Raw genomic sequence first — 17,898 nt, forward strand, 5'->3', positions numbered from 1 at the left:
GCCTGCCAAGCGGCAGGCCGAGGTCGAGCGGCGAGGTGTGTCGTCAAGTGTCACGTGTCAGGCCATGTGATGGCGGAGATGTCGATGCCGCCGGAGCCTCGCGCTGGAGTCGTTTCCACATGCCATGCAATTGGCGAGTCAGCGTCTCGTTGTCGATCTCCTGAACGCCCCGCTTGGCCATGATCACGATATCCACAGCGGGCAAGCGATCCTGACGAAGGCGAACGGATTCTCTAACCAGGCGCTTGAAGCGGTTACGTTCCACAGCAAGCTTCACATTTTTCTTGCTGACTATCAGGCCAATGCGGGGGTGCCCCAGAGTATTCAAGCGCGCTAGCGCCATCATGCCCTTGCCATGGACTTTCAAGTCGGCTTGTTCGAACACGTGACTGAAATCCCCAGCGTTCAGCAATCGCAAGCACCGGGGAAAGCCTTGAGGCGACACACGCAATCCGAGATCAGGCGCTCAGACGCTTGCGGCCTTTGGCACGGCGGCGTGCGATGACGGCACGGCCGTTCTTGGTTGCCATACGAGCACGGAAGCCATGCGCGCGCTTGCGCTTGAGAACGCTAGGTTGAAAAGTGCGTTTCATAACTCGTTATTCCCACGTGGTTTAGGACGGAAATTGAATTCCAGATGACCCGGTCCAGTGAGGAACCAGCCGGGGAGTTTCAATTCAAGACCGGAAATTGTAGAGACTTCCTGGCCCCGGTGCAATTTTTCCTTGCATGAAAAGCGTGAAAAGGGCAATGGCGGCCCACGATGCCCTGTCAGTCTGACGAACGTCGATGACACTACTATTACTAATGGGTTTATTTAAACCTGTTGTTATTAATAGTGGGGATACTAATTGTGGATAACTCATTTATCCCTATTTTTATCAGTACCTTAAAATAATAAAAAATCTGTGGGTAACTGGCTGTGAGGCAGCGTAAAAGCTGTGATTTATGTGTGATTAACGCAGCACAACTCAGCAATTTGCGGTTTTGTACCCATGCCGTCCGCTGTTTTTCCTAAGCTCTCATGGCCATTTGTCCACAGGCGGAAAAGAGCCCCGAGTGCGTGTGGATAACCGTTTCGTTGGGCGCTACAATGGTCGGCCGTTTTCAACCGATGGTGAGATGAGTGTCACTCGCGCTTTGGCAACAGTGCCTGGACTACCTGCAGGACGAACTGAATTCGCAACAGTTCAATACCTGGATACGTCCACTGCAGGCAGAAGAAGGAGAGTCCAACGAGCTTCGCTTGTTGGCGCCGAACCGCTTTGTGCGCGATTGGGTGAGCGATAAATACGCGAAGCGAATCAGTGAACTGATGCGCGAGCTTGCTCCTTCCAAACCTCCCAAGGTCAGCTTGACCGTGGGTAGTCGTCGCACCTCGGCACCTGCGCCACAGCCTAGAGAGCTGGGTAATCCCGTCTCCGCATCGCCTGCCCAGGCGCCTGCTCCCGCCATCCATACTTCGCCCCGCGGTGAAGTGGGCGATGAGCGTGAAATCGAGCAGTTGCGCGAAGAGCCGGGCGCCGGCCGACGCGGCAACGAGCGCCAGGTACAGGTAGAAGGTAGCCTGAAGCACAGCAGCGGCCTGAATCCCAACTTCACCTTTGATACCTTCGTGGAAGGTAAATCGAACCAGTTGGCGCGTGCGGCCTCTCGGCAGGTATCCGAAAATCCGGGGGGGGCCTATAACCCGCTGTTCCTCTACGGCGGGGTAGGCCTGGGTAAAACCCACTTGATGCATGCCGTGGGCAATGCCCTGGCAGGTAGGCGGGAAAACGCCCGAGTGGTGTATCTGCACTCCGAGCGCTTCGTGGCGGATATGGTGAAGGCGCTTCAGCTCAACGCCATCAATGACTTCAAGCGTTTTTATCGCAGTGTCGATGCCTTGTTGATCGATGATATTCAATTCTTTGCTGGCAAGGAGCGCTCCCAGGAGGAGTTTTTCCATACCTTCAACGCCCTGTTGGAAGGTGGCCAGCAGATGATCCTGACCTCGGATCGCTACCCCAAAGAGATCAGTGGCGTCGAAGAACGTTTGAAGTCGCGGTTCGGTTGGGGCTTGACGGTAGCCATCGAGCCGCCTGAGCTGGAGACGCGGGTCGCGATCCTGATGAAGAAAGCCGACCAGGCCAAGGTCGAGTTACCGCATGATGCAGCCTTCTTCATCGCGCAGAAAATACGCTCCAACGTGCGGGAGCTGGAAGGTGCGCTCAAAAAGGTCATTGCCGACTCCCACTTCATGGGCAAGCCGATCACCCAGGACTTCATCCGTGAGTCGTTGAAAGACCTGTTGGCGCTTCAAGACAAGCAGGTGGGGGTGGATAATATTCAGCGCACGGTGGCTGAGTATTACAAGATCAAGGTGGCGGACCTGCTCTCCAAGCGACGCTCTCGTTCGGTGGCGCGCCCTCGGCAGGTGGCTATGGCGCTGGCCAAGGAGTTGACCAATCACAGCCTGCCGGAAATTGGTGATGCCTTTGGTGGGCGAGACCATACGACGGTATTGCACGCTTGTCGTAAAGTGAAGGCGTTGCAGGAAGAGAGCGCAGATATTCGCGAGGACTACAAGAACCTCCTGCGCCTGCTGACCAGTTAACCCATTATGTCGGCCTGCTGCGGTGGGCCTTTCAGGATAGAAAACCGGAGTTTCGATGAAATTTACCATTTCCCGAGAGGCGCTGCTTCGCCCGCTGACTCTGGTGGCGGGGGTCGTAGAACGGCGCCAAACGCTACCTGTGTTGTCGAACGTCTTGATCCAGGTCGAAGGTGATCAGGTAGCGCTGACCGGTACCGACCTGGAAGTCGAATTGGTGGGGCGCACGGTGGCCAGCCAGGTGGACCAGCCAGGCGCAGCAACGGTACCTGCGCGCAAGCTGATGGATATCTGCAAGTCATTGCCGGATCAGTCGGATATTCAACTGGCTGTGGAGGACGGGCGCGCCGTATTACGTAGTGGTCGTTCGCGCTTTACACTTTCTACACTTCCGGTTGCCGAGTTTCCCAACATCGAAGATGCGGATGGTAGCCAGGAACTGAGCGTACCGCGCGGTACGTTGAAGCACTTGATCGAGTCCACATCCTTCGCCATGGCCCAGCAGGACGTGCGCTACTACCTGAATGGCATGCTGCTGGAGATTCAGAGCAATCTGCTGCGCACGGTGGCCACCGATGGGCATCGGCTGGCCATGTGCTCACGTCCGGTAGAAGTGGCCGTCAGCCAGGCGCAGAAACTGATCGTGCCGCGCAAGGGTATTCTGGAGCTGTCTCGCTTGCTTGACGACAGTGACGAGCCCGTAAGCCTGACGCTGGGTGCGACCCATGTGCGTGCTCACACGGGCGACTTTACGTTCACGTCCAAGCTGATTGACGGCAAATTCCCGGACTACGAGCGTGTCGTGCCGCGCAATGCCGACAAGGTGCTGATTGCCGAGCGCGCGGAGTTGCGTCAGGTGCTGTCGCGGACCGCCATCCTCTCCAACGAGAAGTACCGTGGCGTACGTCTCTATCTGGAAGAGGGCAACCTCAAGGTCATGGCCAATAACCCGGAACAGGAAGAGGCCGAGGAGAACGTCGCTGTCGAATACAATGGCAGTGCCATGGAAGTCGGCTTCAACGTTGGCTATCTGGTAGACGTGCTTTCCGTGTTGGATGAAGACCGCGTTCAGATGACGTTGGCCGACCCCAACAGCAGTGCGCTGTTGGAAGAGCCAGGTGGCGGTGATTCGCTATACGTCGTCATGCCCATGCGTCTATAAACGACAGCAGGACGTTATCTATGACGGCGCTTCTGGCTTCAGAAGCGCCGTTTTCACGTGTGCTGGACGGCAATCAATGGTCTTGAAGAGTGACATCGACGCATGAGCATCAAGGAGCTTACTTTCCACGGCCTGCGTAACCTGGCCCCCACCACCTTGCAGCCATCGCCGCGCATCAATGTGCTGCACGGGGATAATGGCAGTGGCAAGACCAGCGTTCTGGAAGGTATTCATGTGCTGGGTATGGGGCGCTCCTTTCGAACCCGTCAGCTCAAGCATGCCATACAGACGGAAGCCCCATATATGACCCTGTATGGCCGTTTGGCGGGTGACCCTGAGGTTACCCTGGGGGTCAGGCGATTACGCACTCAGCGCGAGCTGGAGCTGCGTTTGAGGGGGGAGAAGGGGGTGCGCTTGGCCGAGCTCGTGGAGGCGATGCCCCTACAGCTCATCAATCCCGATGCCTTCAGGTTGCTGGAGGGCTCTCCTGCCGGGCGTAGAGAGTTTCTCGACTGGGGTGTGTTTCACGTGAAACATCATTTCCTGGATGCCTGGAGAAGAACGCGCCGAGCAGTGAAACATCGGAATGCCCTTCTCAGGCGTGGTAGAATGGTGGCCAGTGAGCTGGTTGTTTGGGAGCAAGAGCTTGCACAGTGGGGCGAAGAGATGGATCGGCTTCGCCTTGAGTGGTTTAGCCAGTTCTTGCCCATGTTCGAAGAAACGCTGCATAAATTGCTGCCACTACCTGGCCTGACGCTGCGCTATGCCCGAGGGTGGGATAAGCAGCGCTCTCTGGCAGAAGTGCTGAGGGATAGCCGAGAGACGGATCAGCAGATGGGGTTTACCCAGCAGGGCCCTCAGAGAGCAGATTTACGTATTCGATTGAACAAGCAGCCAGCCGTCGAGGTGCTTTCCAGAGGCCAGCAGAAATTGGTCGTCAGTGCGCTGAAGCTGGCTCAGGGGCGGCTTCTGGAAAGTACCACGCAGCGGCACTGTATCTATCTGATTGATGATTTACCTGCGGAGCTGGATGACAGGCACCGCCATCAATTTTGCCATTTACTGGAAGAAATGCAGTGTCAAGCTTTTATTACCAGCGTTGAAGCCACGGCTCTAAGGAATAGTTGGCAAGCCAGTACGGACATAAAAATGTTTCACGTGAAACATTCCCCGGCTGGATGGAGTCAATTGGAGACGGATGGCTAAACGACACGGAACGAGACAGACTTCACGACGGAGTGGTCAATGAGCGAGCAGGCTTACGATTCATCAAGCATCAAGGTGCTCAAAGGACTGGATGCAGTACGCAAGCGTCCGGGCATGTACATCGGTGATACCGACGATGGCACCGGGCTGCACCACATGGTTTTCGAGCTGGTGGATAACTCCATCGATGAAGCTCTGGCAGGCCACTGCAGTGAAATTCGCGTCGTCATCCACCCGGATGAATCGATCACCGTGAGTGATAACGGCCGCGGTATTCCGACTGAACTGCATGAAGGCGAAGGCGTTTCGGCAGCCGAAGTCATCATGACCGTGCTGCACGCAGGCGGCAAGTTCGATGACAACTCCTACAAGGTGTCTGGCGGGCTGCACGGGGTAGGTGTCTCGGTGGTTAACGCGCTTTCAGAAGAGCTGCGTCTCACCATCTGGCGGCAAGGCGAAGTATTCGAGCAGATCTATCACCACGGCGTGCCGCAGGCTCCCCTTGGGGTCGTGGGCAAAACTGAAAAAAGCGGTACACGTGTACATTTTCGTCCGTCTCCTGCCACGTTCGCCAATATCGAGTTTCACTACGATATTCTGGCCAAGCGGCTACGTGAACTCTCCTTCCTGAACTCCGGCGTTGCAATTCGCCTGATGGATGAGCGTAGTGGCAAGGAGGAGCTTTTCCATTACGAGGGCGGCTTGAAAGCCTTTGTTGATCACCTCAACAAGAACAAGACCGTTCTCAACCCGGTTTTCCACTTCAATGCGGAGCGGGAAGATGGGGTGGAAGTCGAAGTGGCCATGCAGTGGAGTGATGCGTTTACAGAAAACATCTTCTGCTACACCAACAACATTCCCCAACGGGATGGTGGTACTCACTTGGCAGGGTTTCGGGCAGCGCTCACGCGGACATTGAACCATTACATCGAAGCCGAAAATCTGCTCAAGAAATCGAAGGTCAATACCTCCGGTGATGATGCTCGTGAAGGTTTGACGGCCATCATTTCGGTGAAGGTACCGGATCCCAAGTTCTCCTCGCAGACCAAGGACAAGCTGGTTTCTTCCGAAGTGAAAACGGCGGTAGAGCAGGAGATGGGGCGTCTGTTCGCAGAATACCTGATCGAAAAGCCTAATGAAGCCAAGTCGATCGTCAACAAGATGATCGACGCGGCGCGAGCCCGTGAAGCCGCCCGTAAAGCGCGTGACATGACGCGTCGTAAGGGGGCTCTGGACATTGCTGGCTTGCCCGGCAAGCTGGCTGATTGTCAGGAGAAAGACCCCAGCCAGTCAGAACTTTACCTGGTGGAGGGTGACTCGGCCGGCGGCAGTGCCAAGCAGGGTCGTGACCGTCGTACCCAGGCCATCCTGCCATTGAAGGGCAAGATTCTAAACGTCGAGAAGGCACGCTTCGACAAGATGCTCTCTTCCGCCGAGGTAGGCACGCTGATCACGGCATTGGGATGTGGTATCGGCCGCGAAGAGTTCAACCCCGACAAGCTGCGCTATCACTCGGTCATCATCATGACGGATGCCGACGTGGACGGTTCGCATATCCGTACACTGCTGCTGACGTTCTTCTTCCGCCAGATGCCCGAGCTGATCGAGCGGGGCCATATTTTCATCGCGCAGCCACCGTTGTACAAGATCAAGCGTGGCAAGCAGGAGCTCTACCTGAAAGACGAGCAGGCCATGGTGGACTACCTGACCACGACGGCACTGGATGGTGCAGGGCTCCATGTGAATGCCGATGCACCGGGCATCGCAGGCTCGCAGCTCGAGGCCCTGGTGAATCAGTACCGCAATGTCATGAAGCGGATTGATCGCCTGGCACGTGTTTACCCCATTGAGGTATTGAAGCAGGCAGTACATGCCACTGCACTGCAAGGGGAAGCCAGCCTCAAAGATCGCGGTACCATGCAGAACTGGATTGCCGAGCTTCAGAAAGCCATGGATGACAAAGTGGCGTATGAGGGCGGCCCGCGTTATCAGTTCCATCTTCAGGAAGACACCGAGCGTGGTCTGCACCTTCCCGCAGTGTCACTGATTGCTCATGGCGTGACGACCGATTATGTATGGGGTCTGGATTTCTTCGAAAGTGCCGACTACCGTGCGATTGCTGGGCTTGGGCAAACGCTTAACGGGCTGTTGGAAGAGGGCGCCTACATTGCCCGTGGCGAGCGTCAGAAGCCGGTCAGCCACTTCTCTGATGTGTTGGCCTGGTTGATGCAGGAAGGCCAACGTGGCTTGTCAGTACAGCGCTATAAAGGGCTAGGGGAGATGAACCCTGACCAGCTCTGGGAAACCACTATGGACCCCGATAGTCGCCGCATGCTGCGCGTGACCATTGAAGATGCCGTTGCCGCTGACATGATGTTCAACACACTGATGGGCGACGAAGTGGAGCCTCGCCGAGACTTTATCGAAACCAACGCTCTGGTGGCCAACCTCGACGTATAAGGCTGATCTTCACCAGCTATTGGCCATTGATGAAAAATGTTTCACGTGAAACATTGAATCAAAAAAGCCGCAGTGGGCAATGCGCCACTGCGGCTTTTTTATGGGAATTTATGTGAAGAACTGTCCCGCGTGATCAGGCTTGGCGCTTTACAACCGTTTAGCGATTCCGCGCGTGCGAATCTAGTGTTCCGGCTAACAACTGTTCAACGAAATCGGCAAGGTCACTGACGACCAGAGTGTTCTCCAAGCCCACACCTTTGGCTAGCGTTCTCGCACCTTTGCCTGTCTTTACCAGCACACTTTGGCAACCTGCCGTCTCTCCGGCCTGTAGATCTCGCAGGCTGTCACCTACCATCCAGCTGCCCTCCAGGTGTTCCAGGCCAAGTGCCTGCTGTATTTGCGTCAGTAGGCCGGGCAACGGTTTTCGGCAGGTGCAGTCATCTTGCGGGCCATGGGGGCAATATGCGACGTGCGCAATATGGCCACCTTCGGCTTCTACCAGGCTGCTCATTCGATGATGCATGGCTGCCAGGGTGGCTTCATCGTAATAGCCCCGTGCAATACCTGATTGGTTGGTGGCCACGGCTATCGTAAAACCAGCCTGTGAAAGCCGCGCGATGGCCGTAATGGAAGCAGGGTAGGGCACCCACTCCGCCAGGGACTTGATGTAGTCATCCGAGTCATGATTGATGACGCCATCTCGGTCAAGTATCACGAGCCGTTCTGGCATCAGAGAAGTCGTCGAGGGCATGAAAGTCCTATTTGCTGCGTAGGTGCTGATTCAGTAGCGCCAAGGCGTGCAGGGTATGGGCAATCTTTTTGCCATCGCTGCCAAAGCGCTGGAAAGGAATTTTCTGGAGGCGTTGCAGGCGCGGCAAGGTCGCCAGAAAGCGTTCGCGTACATCGTGGCGGGTGGCCTGCAGGCCGTCCATCAGGGCTGCGGTCAGGCGTTTACGATGAAGAGGTCGTTTGCTCAGCTTGCCATAGAGAGAAAAGATGAAACAGTGCGAATCGCGCACCATGCAGTCGGTGAGTTCATGTACCTGGCCTGGGTCCGTTTCTGGGTCCGTTTCGAATCGATGAAAACGACTCCATCTTTGTTGACCAGGATGTTGCGTGCAAAGGCCTCGCTAAGATAGCAGCTGCGTTCATGAACATCATTGAGCGCTGAAATCCCAAGGTTTAACAGTTGGTCGATTTCATCTGGTGTTTGCGCCTGGGTCAATTTCTCCAGCAGCGTGGCTGCGGGTTCCTCCGCGCTGCCCGCATCGGCCAGCAATAGGGCATCAGGGGTTTCTGCCAGAATGGTCGGTACGGCGATACCAGCGGCAGACAGTTCTTTGATGCGACTGGCTTCTAGCGCCACGCTCTCCTGGCCGCCCAGATTGGGCACCGGTTTGAGCGCTTCGATGTTCAGCCACCGCGCCATCAAGGTCAGCGGCAGGTAAGCCAGCCGTGAGTTACGTTTGGCGGCTTTTTTCAGCCATACCTTGCGTCCTGCCATCTGGTAAGACGCCATGTTGGACTGCTGCTGAGGCAAGGTGTCGAAAAGAAACATATCGTACATGGCCAACTCCCCCGGCGACGTGAGTGCATAGCTGCCAGGTATGTCAGACGCAGCGGCAATTGAAATGTTTCATTAATTTTACCTTGATGTTTCACGTGAAACAAAAGCTTCGTCAAGCACGAAGAAATAAAAAGCCCGGCCACCTGGGCCGGGCTGTAAGCGTTTCTGACGTGTGGCGCTTACTGGGGTAGCTGAGAGATATCGGCCACTTCCAGGAACAGAGCCTGCAGGCTGGCAAGCAGGGCAAGGCGATTGCGACGCACGGCCTCGTCATCGGCCATGACCATGACCTGATCGAAGAACGTATCGACCGGCTCACGCAGCGTTGCCAAGGTGTCCAGGGCCTGCTGGTACTCACCGGCGGCAAATAGCGGAGCTACCTGCTGCTGGCAGTGGATGACGGCTTCCGCCAGTGTCTGCTCGGCGCTCTCCTGAAGCAGGGTGGTATCGACTTGCGTGCTGCCATCGTGCGCCTGCTTGCTCAGGATATTGGAGACACGCTTGTTGGCAGCCGCCAGAGCGGTGGCTTCCTCACGCTGGGCAAAGGCTTTGACGGCACGTAACCGACGCGCAAAATCCAGCGGCTTGCTGACGGGACGAGCACGCACGGCCAGGTACATCTCGGGGGTAATGCCTTCGTCTTGCCCCCAAGCGCGGAAGCGGTCGAGCATGTAGGTCAGCACTTCCTCTACCAGTCCTTCGGCTTTGGGCAGTTGCTGGTGCTGGTCGACGGCGACCTGCAGCAGTTCACGCAAGTCGAGGTTCAGCTCGCCTTTTACCAGGATATTCAGCACACCAATGGACGCGCGACGCAGGGCAAAGGGGTCCTTGGCGCCCGTGGGGCGCTGGCCGATGCCGAAGATGCCCACCAACGTATCCAGGCGGTCTGCCAGGGCCAGTGCTTGGCCAGTCAGACTGGCGGGGATGGCGTCGCTGGCAAAGCGCGGCAGGTACTGCTCTTCCAGTGCCTGGGCTACTTCGGCAGGCTCGCCATCCTGCTCGGCGTAGTAGCGGCCCATGATGCCTTGCAGCTCGGGGAACTCGAGTACCATCTCAGTGACCAGGTCGCATTTGGCCAGTGCCACGGCACGCTGAGCGTGGGCGACATCCCCCTGGATGCGCTCGGCGATGAAGGTAGCAATGGCCGTGCTGCGGCGTGCCTTGTCTGCCAGCGTGCCGAGCTGCTGCTGAAACACGACGCTTTCCAGCTGAGGAATGCGCGATGCCAGCGTTTTTTTGCGGTCGGTATCGTAGAAGAACGCAGCATCCGCGAGGCGAGGACGGATGACCTTCTCATTGCCGGCAATGACTTGGTCAGGGTCCTGGCTTTCGATGTTGGAAATGGTAATGAACAGCGGCTTGAGCTTGCCGTGGTCATCCAGCAGATGGAAGTATTTCTGGTTGGCCTTCATGGAGGAGATCAGGCACTCGGCGGGCACGTCCAAAAAGCGCTCATCGAAGCTGCCGGTCAATGCCACGGGCCACTCGACCAAACCGCTGACCTCGACCAGCAGGTCTTCATCGATGACCGCATTGGCTTCCTGAACTTCTGCCTCGGCCAGCACCTGCTCACGAATACGCTCGCGGCGCTGCTGACGGTCGGCCAGCACGTAGGCGTTTTCCAGTACTGCCAGATAATCGTCGGCGTGTTCGAGCTGGATCGCATCCGGGGCGTGGAAACGATGACCGTAGGTGGTGCGGCTGGCCTGCAGGCCTAGTGCTTCTGCGGCAATCACTTCCTTGCCATACAGGGCGACCAGCCAGTGTACCGGGCGGGAGAACTCCACACGAGACGCGCCCCAGCGCATGTTCTTGGGCACCGGCAGCGACTGAAGCGTCTTGCGAATCATCTCTGGCAGTAGTGCTTGGACACTCTCGCCTTGCTGCTGCTCCTGGAAGCCCAGCCAGGTGCCTTTGTCTGTTTCCAGGTGAATCAGCTCATCCACGCTGACGCCACAGGAGCGCGCAAAGCCTTCGGCGGCCTTGGTGGGCACGCCATCCTTGAATGCGGCGGCCAGCGCGGGACCACGGCGCTCCACTTCACGATCCGGCTGCTTGTCGGCCAATCCCGATACCTGGACGGCCAGGCGACGCGGTGTTGCATAGGCAGTGACGGACTGAAACGGAACCTCTGCTTCCTGCAGACCTTTTTCAATACCCGCAGCAAACGCATCAGAGAGCGCGTCCAGGGCGGTAGGCGGCAGCTCCTCGGCACCCAGTTCCAGTAAAAGCGTATCAACGGCCATCATGCGTCTCCCTGATCGGCGAATAGCTCGGGTAACAGTTCACGGCGCAATGCCTCGGGCGCCATGGGGAACCCTGCTGCTTTGCGTGATTCGAAGTAGGCGGTCGCCACGTCACGGGCCATGGTCCGCACACGCAGGATGAAGCGTTGACGTTCGGTGACCGAGATGGCGTGGCGCGCATCCAGCAGGTTGAAGGTGTGCGACGCCTTGAGCACTTGCTCGTAGGCGGGCAGGGGCAGGCTGGCGGCCAGCAGTTTGCTGCACTCTTTCTCCTGATGGTCGAAGGCAGCAAAGAGCTGGTCGACGTCGGCGTGCTCGAAGTTGTAGGCTGACTGCTCCCGCTCGTTTTGCAGGTAAACATCGCCGTAGCTGACCTTGCTGCCGTCCGGCGCAATGGCCCAGACCAGATCGTAAACGCTATCGACGTTTTGCAGGTACATGGCGATACGCTCGAGGCCGTAGGTCAGCTCGCCGGTGACGGGGTAGCACTCGATGCCGCCCGCCTGCTGGAAGTAGGTGAACTGGGTGACTTCCATGCCGTTTAGCCATACTTCCCAGCCCAGGCCCCAGGCCCCGAGCGTGGGGGATTCCCAGTTGTCTTCCACGAAGCGAACGTCGTGAACCAGCGGGTCGAGGCCCAGGCGCTTCAGTGACCCCAGGTACAGGTCCTGCAGATTGCTGGGGGAGGGCTTCATCACCACCTGAAACTGGTAGTAGTGCTGCAGGCGATTGGGATTTTCGCCGTAGCGGCCGTCGGTGGGGCGGCGGGAAGGCTGCACATAGGCAGCGTTCCAGGTTTCGGGGCCAATCGCCCGCAGGAAGGTGGCGGGGTGGAAGGTGCCCGCGCCGACTTCCATATCGAGGGGCTGGAGAATCACACAGCCCTGTTCTGCCCAGTACTGTTGCAGAGCAAGGATCAAGCCTTGAAAGGTCGACACATCGGGTGTCGATTGGTTTGTCGAGACACTCATCGCGGAAAGCACCGTTGGCCATGAATTCATAAGCCGTCAAGTATACAATTACAGGCAGATGGGTTATAGGCACGTTAGCAAAACAGCCGCTTTTGATAAGGAGAACGAGATGATCGTGGTAACAGGCGGCGCCGGGTTTATCGGCGCCAATATTGTCAAAGCGCTAAATGCTCGTGGCCGTGACGATGTGATGGTGGTCGACGACCTGCGCGATGGCACCAAATTCGTCAACCTGGCGGACTGCACGCTCGCCGACTACCTGGACAAGGATGATTTCATTGCCCGGGTGAAAGCCGCGCTGCGCGGTGAAACGGTGGACCTGCCGACCATCGATGCGATTTTCCATGAGGGTGCCTGCTCGGATACCACGGAGTGGGACGGCCACTACATGATGGAGAACAACTTCGAGTACTCCAAGGTGCTGCTCAACTACTGCGAGAAGCTGGGCATTCCGTTTCTGTACGCCTCGTCAGCGGCCACCTACGGCGGCAGCGAGGTGTTCAAGGAAGCGCCAGAGTATGAAAAGCCGCTCAACGTGTACGGCTACTCCAAGCTGCTGTTTGATCAGCACGTACGCTCGCGCTGGAACGAGATGACCACGCAGGTGGTGGGCTTCCGCTACTTCAATGTTTACGGGCCGCGAGAGCAGCATAAAGGCAAGATGGCCAGCGTGGCGTACCACAACCACCTGCAGATCCGTAACGGCGAAACGCTGAAGCTGTTCGGTGCTTACGGCGGCTATGAGGCGGGCATGCAGAGTCGCGATTTTGTCTACGTCGGCGATGTGGTCGACGTGAACCTCTGGTTCCTGGACAACCCCAGCGCGTCAGGCATCTTCAACTTGGGTACGGGCCGTGCCGAACCCTTCAAGGCGATTGGTGAAGCGGTGATCGATTTCTATGGTCAGGGCGAAATCGACTATATCCCGTTCCCCCAGGAGCTGAAGGGGCGCTACCAGAGCTATACCCGTGCGGACATCGGCCACCTGCGAGCATCGGGATGTGATGTCGAGTTCAAGACGGTGGCTCAGGGGGTCAAGGCCTATCTGGAGTGGCTGAATGGCTGACTCTGCCAAGCGGCTGCTGGTGGTCGGCCCTTCCTGGGTCGGCGATATGGTCATGGCGCAAAGCCTGTTCATGACCTTGAAGGCGCGCACCCCCGGGGCCACGCTGGGCGTGGTGGCCCCGGCCTGGTCGCAGCCGATTCTCGAGCGCATGCCCGAAGTCGATGAGGTATTGCCACTGGAGGTCGGCCATGGTGAATTTGGCCTGGCGAGTCGGCGGGAGCTGGCCGCTCGGCTGCGGGGCCGCTTTGACCGCGCCATTGTGCTGCCGCGCTCCTGGAAGGCGGCGCTGGCGCCTTTCATGGCACGGATCCCTGAGCGGGTAGGGTTCCTGGGGGAGCACCGCTACGGGCTGCTGAAAGAGCGCCGCAAGCTGGATAAACAGGTGCTGGATCAGACCGTCAAGCGCTTTGTCTCGCTGGGGCTTCCTGCCTCTGAAGCGCAAACTGGCCAGTTTGCCATTCCCAAGCCCAGGCTCACCATTGACCGTGACAACTTGGTGAATCTGCGGCTGAGCCACGCGCTCTCTTCCCGCCCGGCAATCGGCATGATGCCAGGCGCTGAGTATGGGCCGGCCAAGCAATGGCCATTGGCCTATTTTCATCAGTTGGCGGCAAAACTGGTCAAAGACGGCTTTGAGGTGCGCGTGCTGGGTGGCGCAAAAGACCGTGAGGCGGGGCAGGCGATCGTGAAGGGGCTGTCGCATGCACACAACCTGTGCGGGAAAACCCAGCTGGCCGACGCCGTCGATCTGTTGGCCGACTGCCGTCAGGTGGTCACCAATGACTCTGGCCTGATGCACGTGGCGGCAGCGGTCGGAGTGCGTATTCAGGCACTGTATGGTTCGTCGTCTCCTGCCTATACGCCGCCTCTCACCGAACAGGCGTCCATTCACTACCTGGGGCTCTCCTGCTCGCCATGCTTCGCGCGAGTGTGCCCGCTGGGTCATACCAACTGTCTCAACGATTTGCCCGTCGAGCGCGTCTATCAGTCGATCTGCGCCGACCTGCCGTGAGGGGCTGACGAAGGCGTTGTCAGTGCAGGATCTCGACTTCCTCGGCTTGATCGGCCGGGGTCTCCATGACTTGCGCCGAGGAGCTCTCCTCAGGCTCTCTGCGCTGGGGGGCGAGGCCTTCCCATAGGCGATGCTGAAGCGCTGTTTCTTCGCGCAGACGGGCATTGAGCGTCTTCAGTCCGTGGTTTTCCGCCAAGGTAGGACGGCGGCCCAACAGGGAGGTGCCAAGGCCTGCTCGGCCTTCGTGTAGCGGTAATCCCATGGCGTCCAGTATGGTGGGAAACACATCCAGCATGGTGGCTTCGCGGCGTATCCGCTGGGGAGTCACCCTGTCGCCCAGCATGATCATGGTATTGTCGCGATCCAGTTCCGTCAGTTGGTCCCATACCGACACGCGCATGGTCAGGTGGTCGCTGAGCACCACCACCAGCGTATTCTCCAGCAGGTTTTCTGCTTCCAGCCGTTCGATCAGATCGCGGGCCAGCCAGGCCGAACACTCCACGGAGTAAAGAATGTCCTGGCCATCGAAGGCCCCTTGACGGTCGATGCAGCGCTGGGCGGGAAAGCCGCTGGGGGCATGGCCTGCGATGCTCAGGTTGACCACTGCCCAGGGGCCATCGTCTTCACGGTTCAAGCGGCGTATTTCGTCGACGGTGAAGTCGTAGAGGGTATCATCATAGAGGCCCCAGCTATTGAGATACTCGGGGTCCTCCATGTCCGTGATGAAATCCTCCTTGCCCTTGACCGTGTCGAACTGATGCCCTCGGTAAAAGAGGCCTTTCCCCGCAAACTGCGTACTGGCGCCACCCAGATAGCTGAGCCGATAACCTTGACCCGCCAGAATGTCGCCCAGGCAGTCTACGCCAGGCACGACCTGGGAGAGGGGTTCGAACTGGCTGTCATGCAACAGGCCAGCAGGCATCAGGGGAACGCCGCACTGGCTGGCGATCATCCCGGCCATGGTCCAGCCGGTGTTGTCCATTTGTTGCACGCCTTCGAAGACGATGCCACGCTCCCCCAGTGCCTCAAGGTCATCGTAGGCGTTGCCGAATATGTCGTGACGATAGGTACGCTCGATGCTTTCCAGGTAGAGGAGCAGCAAGTTAGGAGCGCCGGGCTGGTCTTCCAGCGGCGGCTGAACGTAGCGTCGATCCAGCCAGGCCCCGTCATCGGTCACGATGGCGGCACTGCGTTGCCCCAGCCCATATAGCAGCGGGTTTCCGGCTAACAAGGCAATGGCAAAAAAGCGTTCGGTCAAACGCCAGCGCTGGTCGTGACGGGCGATATATAGGACGGAGATCAGCATGGCGAGCACGACCAGCGTATACACCACTGCCATGACCATTTTGCCGCCACCGCCATGGTCGGCCATGCCCGCTTGCAGATGGAAAAATACCGCGCCCAGGTCCACACTGCCAAAGCTGTCGACCAGGTAGACGTAAATGCCAAACAAGCTCAGCGGTAGCAGCGACCATGGCCAGACGGGGCGGTAGCGGGCATTCAAGGGAGCACCCCAGCGCAGCTTGAGGCCGACCCCAATCCATACGGCTGCGGTCAAAAAGAGTGTCCACCAGGGCAGGCGAGTTAGCACAGTAACGGCATAGCCGAGGCTGAGGCCAATCACAACCAGAGGCAGCCAGGGGGTAAGTTTGAGTGACCTTAAGGGGGGCATCCTGTATCCCTTTTCAGAACGTGCTAAATGAGTGGTTCAGCTTATCAAAAGTCGCACGCTGTGGCCGTGTTAGCATGCAACTAAACGCGCCATGGTAATGAGCACCATGGCCATGGGTCTTAAACCAAGTGGGCAAAGGTGAACCGTGTCTATTTCCGCTGTGTTAATAGTCAAAAACGAAGCGCACCATTTACGTGAGTGCCTGGAAACGCTGACCTGGGCCGACGAAATCGTGGTGCTGGATGCGGGTAGCCAGGATGACACCTGCGCGATTGCGCGTGAATTTACCGACCATGTGAGCGTTAATGCCGATTGGCAAGGCTTTGGCATTCAGCGCCAGCGAGCAGAATCCCTGGTGAGCAGTGAGTGGATTTTGATGGTCGACGCCGATGAGCGCGTGACCCCTGAATTGCGTGACAGCATTCAGGCCGCCGTTCAGCAGCCGCCTGCTGCCTATAGCGTGAGTCGGCTCTCCTGGTGTTTTGGCCGTTTCATTCGCCACTCGGGCTGGTACCCAGACCGAGTGCTGCGTCTCTACCCGAAAGGTCAGGCAGGGTATAACGCCGCGTTGGTGCACGAGAAGCTGGTCGTCGACGCAGGCCTTGCCGAAAAGCCGTTATCCGGCGACCTGCTTCACTACACCTACCGCGACCTGCGCCACTATCTTGAAAAATCTGCGCATTACGCCCAGGCCTGGGCAGAGCAGCGCGCCGCACAGGGGAAAACGGCCACGCTGTGGCAGGGCATTAGCCACGGGCTGGCCTGCTTTCTCAAAATGTATGTGCTTAAGGCGGGGTTTAAAGATGGCAAGCAGGGGCTGTTGTTAGCCCTGCTGTCCGCTCACTCAACCTTCGCTAAGTACGCGGATCTCTGGGTTCGTACGCAGACCTCCGAGAAGCAGCGCTGAGATCTGGTGGGCTGCCGCGTCGAGATCGATGGCAGTCATGTCCTGTGTGTCAGCGCCTGAAGGCGGGCTAAACGCCAGGCGCTTTTCCGCCCGGTTGCAGGTTTGCCAGCGCAGCGGCGTGGCTGAGCGCTTGGCCGGATAAAAGCCCGCCGTGGCGATATCCAGGCAGCCTGCAATGTGCAGCGGGCCGGTCGAGCCAGCAATCAGCATGTCCGCTCCGCCTAGCTGTAAGGCAAAGGCGTCGACACTTGCGGTGTCGGGGAAGTGGTCTGCTTCAACACCCTGTTTGGCTAGCTGCTCCCTCAACTCTTGTGCCTGAGGCTGCTCACTGGGGCCAGCGCTGATCAGCCAGCGTAGTGGTAGGTGCTGGCACTGCTGGTGAACGTGAGTAATCAACTCGGCGTACTGCGCTACCGATAGATTCACCGCCGAGCCGCCGCTGCCAGGATGAACTACCACCACGCGCTCTGACGTATCGTTTATCAACGTTTGTCGCTGTTCATAACGCTGCGCGAAATCCATCGGCCAGAAGGGTGGTGAAGGCAGGGTAGAGAGTTTCAGCGAAAGGCGTGCCAGCAGCTCACAGGCCAGATCGACGTTGTACTGGTACTCCGGCTTTGCTGATTGCGAGCGGCGCTGGCGTACCCGTACGTTATAGAACACCTGCGCCCACTTGGTCGCCGGGGCAACGCGCAGCGGAATGCCTGCTTTCATGCCTAGCCAACCAATGCGCGGTGTCGAGAACAGCGTTAGCAGTGCATCGAATTTCGATTGTTTCACGTGAAACAATAGCGCCTGCTGCGCCGCTTTATCGGCCTGGCTGCCAGGGTCGATAATGACCTCATCTACCCATGGGCACGCCTTGGCTAACGGGGCCGTATAGGCAGGCACCAGTACCGTCACGTGGGGCGCAGGCGATGCCTGTTTCAAACACGCCAAGGCTGGCCACGCCAACATAAAATCGCCGATTTTGTCGTTACGCACGACAAGCAGTCTCTGCGCCATGATTTAGGCCCCGTTAATAGCAGCCTGTATA

At 58.1% G+C, this 17,898-nt stretch carries 16 protein-coding genes; 7 read left to right on the forward strand and 9 right to left on the reverse strand.

From position 1 onward, the window contains the following. Positions 1–43 precede the first annotated feature (43 nt). Both rnpA and rpmH read right to left on the reverse strand, forming a co-directional pair. Positions 44–445 carry a ribonuclease P protein component gene (gene rnpA / locus RVM26_RS16000; protein ID WP_498939648.1) on the reverse strand — a complete coding sequence of 134 codons (402 nt, stop codon included), beginning with the start codon at positions 443–445 and terminating at the stop codon, positions 44–46. A 13-nt stretch (positions 446–458) separates the two neighbouring features. Next, positions 459–593 carry a 50S ribosomal protein L34 gene (gene rpmH / locus RVM26_RS16005; protein ID WP_009723348.1) on the reverse strand — a complete coding sequence of 45 codons (135 nt, stop codon included), beginning with the start codon at positions 591–593 and terminating at the stop codon, positions 459–461. Positions 594–1,126: 533 nt separating this feature from the next. Here rpmH and dnaA point away from each other — a divergent pair. The 4 genes from dnaA (at position 1,127) to gyrB (ending at position 7,421) form a co-directional block, all read left to right on the forward strand. Beyond that, complete coding sequence (dnaA, locus tag RVM26_RS16010) at positions 1,127–2,596, forward strand: chromosomal replication initiator protein DnaA (RefSeq protein ID WP_498939650.1); 1,470 nt, start codon at positions 1,127–1,129, stop codon at positions 2,594–2,596. A gap of 55 nt (positions 2,597–2,651) precedes the next feature. After that, positions 2,652–3,755: a DNA polymerase III subunit beta gene (gene dnaN, locus RVM26_RS16015; protein WP_287805864.1), complete on the forward strand. Its 1,104-nt coding sequence runs from the start codon at positions 2,652–2,654 to the stop codon at positions 3,753–3,755. A 102-nt stretch (positions 3,756–3,857) separates the two neighbouring features. Further along, positions 3,858–4,961: a DNA replication/repair protein RecF gene (gene recF / locus RVM26_RS16020; protein ID WP_193462053.1), complete on the forward strand. Its 1,104-nt coding sequence runs from the start codon at positions 3,858–3,860 to the stop codon at positions 4,959–4,961. A gap of 39 nt (positions 4,962–5,000) precedes the next feature. Continuing rightward, positions 5,001–7,421: a DNA topoisomerase (ATP-hydrolyzing) subunit B gene (gene gyrB, locus RVM26_RS16025; RefSeq protein ID WP_039179113.1), complete on the forward strand. Its 2,421-nt coding sequence runs from the start codon at positions 5,001–5,003 to the stop codon at positions 7,419–7,421. A 157-nt stretch (positions 7,422–7,578) separates the two neighbouring features. Here the strand turns inward: gyrB and gmhB are convergent, their stop codons facing one another. The 5 genes from gmhB to glyQ all read right to left on the reverse strand — a co-directional run bounded on the left by gmhB (position 7,579) and on the right by glyQ (position 12,205). Next, the gene (gmhB, locus tag RVM26_RS16030) at positions 7,579–8,151 is read right to left on the reverse strand and encodes an HAD family hydrolase (protein ID WP_498941787.1); all 573 of its coding nucleotides are present in this window, start codon (positions 8,149–8,151) and stop codon (positions 7,579–7,581) included. Positions 8,152–8,179: 28 nt separating this feature from the next. Then, positions 8,180–8,353: a hypothetical protein gene (locus tag RVM26_RS16035; RefSeq protein ID WP_498939653.1), complete on the reverse strand. Its 174-nt coding sequence runs from the start codon at positions 8,351–8,353 to the stop codon at positions 8,180–8,182. 41 nt (positions 8,354–8,394) lie between these two features. Beyond that, positions 8,395–8,988, reverse strand: coding sequence for a BUD32 family EKC/KEOPS complex subunit (locus RVM26_RS16040; RefSeq protein WP_498939655.1), 594 nt, complete (start codon positions 8,986–8,988; stop codon positions 8,395–8,397). A gap of 179 nt (positions 8,989–9,167) precedes the next feature. Further along, positions 9,168–11,234, reverse strand: coding sequence for a glycine--tRNA ligase subunit beta (gene glyS, locus RVM26_RS16045; protein ID WP_287805857.1), 2,067 nt, complete (start codon positions 11,232–11,234; stop codon positions 9,168–9,170). Next, positions 11,234–12,205 carry a glycine--tRNA ligase subunit alpha gene (gene glyQ, locus RVM26_RS16050; protein ID WP_287805855.1) on the reverse strand — a complete coding sequence of 324 codons (972 nt, stop codon included), beginning with the start codon at positions 12,203–12,205 and terminating at the stop codon, positions 11,234–11,236. The genes glyS and glyQ overlap by 1 nt, the downstream gene beginning before the upstream one ends. A gap of 109 nt (positions 12,206–12,314) precedes the next feature. Between glyQ and rfaD the strand changes: the two genes are divergently transcribed. Together rfaD and waaF are read left to right on the forward strand one after the other, a co-directional pair. Beyond that, positions 12,315–13,271 (forward strand): ADP-glyceromanno-heptose 6-epimerase, encoded by a 957-nt coding sequence (rfaD, locus tag RVM26_RS16055; protein WP_287805853.1) that lies wholly within the window; start codon positions 12,315–12,317, stop codon positions 13,269–13,271. Continuing rightward, the gene (waaF, locus tag RVM26_RS16060; protein WP_498939658.1) at positions 13,264–14,283 is read left to right on the forward strand and encodes a glycosyltransferase family protein; all 1,020 of its coding nucleotides are present in this window, start codon (positions 13,264–13,266) and stop codon (positions 14,281–14,283) included. Before rfaD ends, waaF begins: the two co-directional genes overlap by 8 nt. 19 nt (positions 14,284–14,302) lie before the next feature. On the opposite strand, the gene RVM26_RS16065 is transcribed toward waaF, so the two are convergent. Beyond that, a complete protein-coding gene (locus tag RVM26_RS16065) occupies positions 14,303–15,955 on the reverse strand; it encodes an alkaline phosphatase family protein (RefSeq protein WP_498939659.1) in 1,653 nt (550 codons plus the stop codon). Between the two features lie 145 nt (positions 15,956–16,100). On the opposite strand from RVM26_RS16065, the gene RVM26_RS16070 reads away from it, so the two are divergent. Then, positions 16,101–16,862: a glycosyltransferase family 2 protein gene (locus RVM26_RS16070; RefSeq protein WP_498939661.1), complete on the forward strand. Its 762-nt coding sequence runs from the start codon at positions 16,101–16,103 to the stop codon at positions 16,860–16,862. On the opposite strand, the gene RVM26_RS16075 is transcribed toward RVM26_RS16070, so the two are convergent. Next, positions 16,800–17,867, reverse strand: a complete 1,068-nt coding sequence (locus tag RVM26_RS16075; protein ID WP_498939663.1) for a glycosyltransferase family 9 protein — start codon at positions 17,865–17,867, stop codon at positions 16,800–16,802. The two genes, RVM26_RS16070 and RVM26_RS16075, sit on opposite strands and share 63 nt — an antisense overlap. Positions 17,868–17,898 lie beyond the last annotated feature (31 nt).

Origin of the sequence: Halomonas sp. KM072, from assembly GCF_050710315.1 — a bacterium.
In the GTDB taxonomy this organism is placed as follows: domain Bacteria; phylum Pseudomonadota; class Gammaproteobacteria; order Pseudomonadales; family Halomonadaceae; genus Vreelandella; species Vreelandella hamiltonii.

Coding starts and splice junctions, on each gene's coding strand:
- rpmH (WP_009723348.1), bottom strand. CDS start 593: ATGAAACGCACTTTTCAACCTAGCGTTCTCAAGCGCAAGCGCGCGCAT.
- dnaN (WP_287805864.1), top strand. CDS start 2,652: ATGAAATTTACCATTTCCCGAGAGGCGCTGCTTCGCCCGCTGACTCTG.
- recF (WP_193462053.1), top strand. CDS start 3,858: ATGAGCATCAAGGAGCTTACTTTCCACGGCCTGCGTAACCTGGCCCCC.
- gyrB (WP_039179113.1), top strand. CDS start 5,001: ATGAGCGAGCAGGCTTACGATTCATCAAGCATCAAGGTGCTCAAAGGA.
- gmhB (WP_498941787.1), bottom strand. CDS start 8,151: ATGCCAGAACGGCTCGTGATACTTGACCGAGATGGCGTCATCAATCAT.
- RVM26_RS16035 (WP_498939653.1), bottom strand. CDS start 8,353: ATGGACGGCCTGCAGGCCACCCGCCACGATGTACGCGAACGCTTTCTG.
- RVM26_RS16040 (WP_498939655.1), bottom strand. CDS start 8,988: ATGTACGATATGTTTCTTTTCGACACCTTGCCTCAGCAGCAGTCCAAC.
- glyS (WP_287805857.1), bottom strand. CDS start 11,234: ATGGCCGTTGATACGCTTTTACTGGAACTGGGTGCCGAGGAGCTGCCG.
- glyQ (WP_287805855.1), bottom strand. CDS start 12,205: ATGAGTGTCTCGACAAACCAATCGACACCCGATGTGTCGACCTTTCAA.
- rfaD (WP_287805853.1), top strand. CDS start 12,315: ATGATCGTGGTAACAGGCGGCGCCGGGTTTATCGGCGCCAATATTGTC.
- waaF (WP_498939658.1), top strand. CDS start 13,264: ATGGCTGACTCTGCCAAGCGGCTGCTGGTGGTCGGCCCTTCCTGGGTC.
- RVM26_RS16065 (WP_498939659.1), bottom strand. CDS start 15,955: ATGCCCCCCTTAAGGTCACTCAAACTTACCCCCTGGCTGCCTCTGGTT.
- RVM26_RS16075 (WP_498939663.1), bottom strand. CDS start 17,867: ATGGCGCAGAGACTGCTTGTCGTGCGTAACGACAAAATCGGCGATTTT.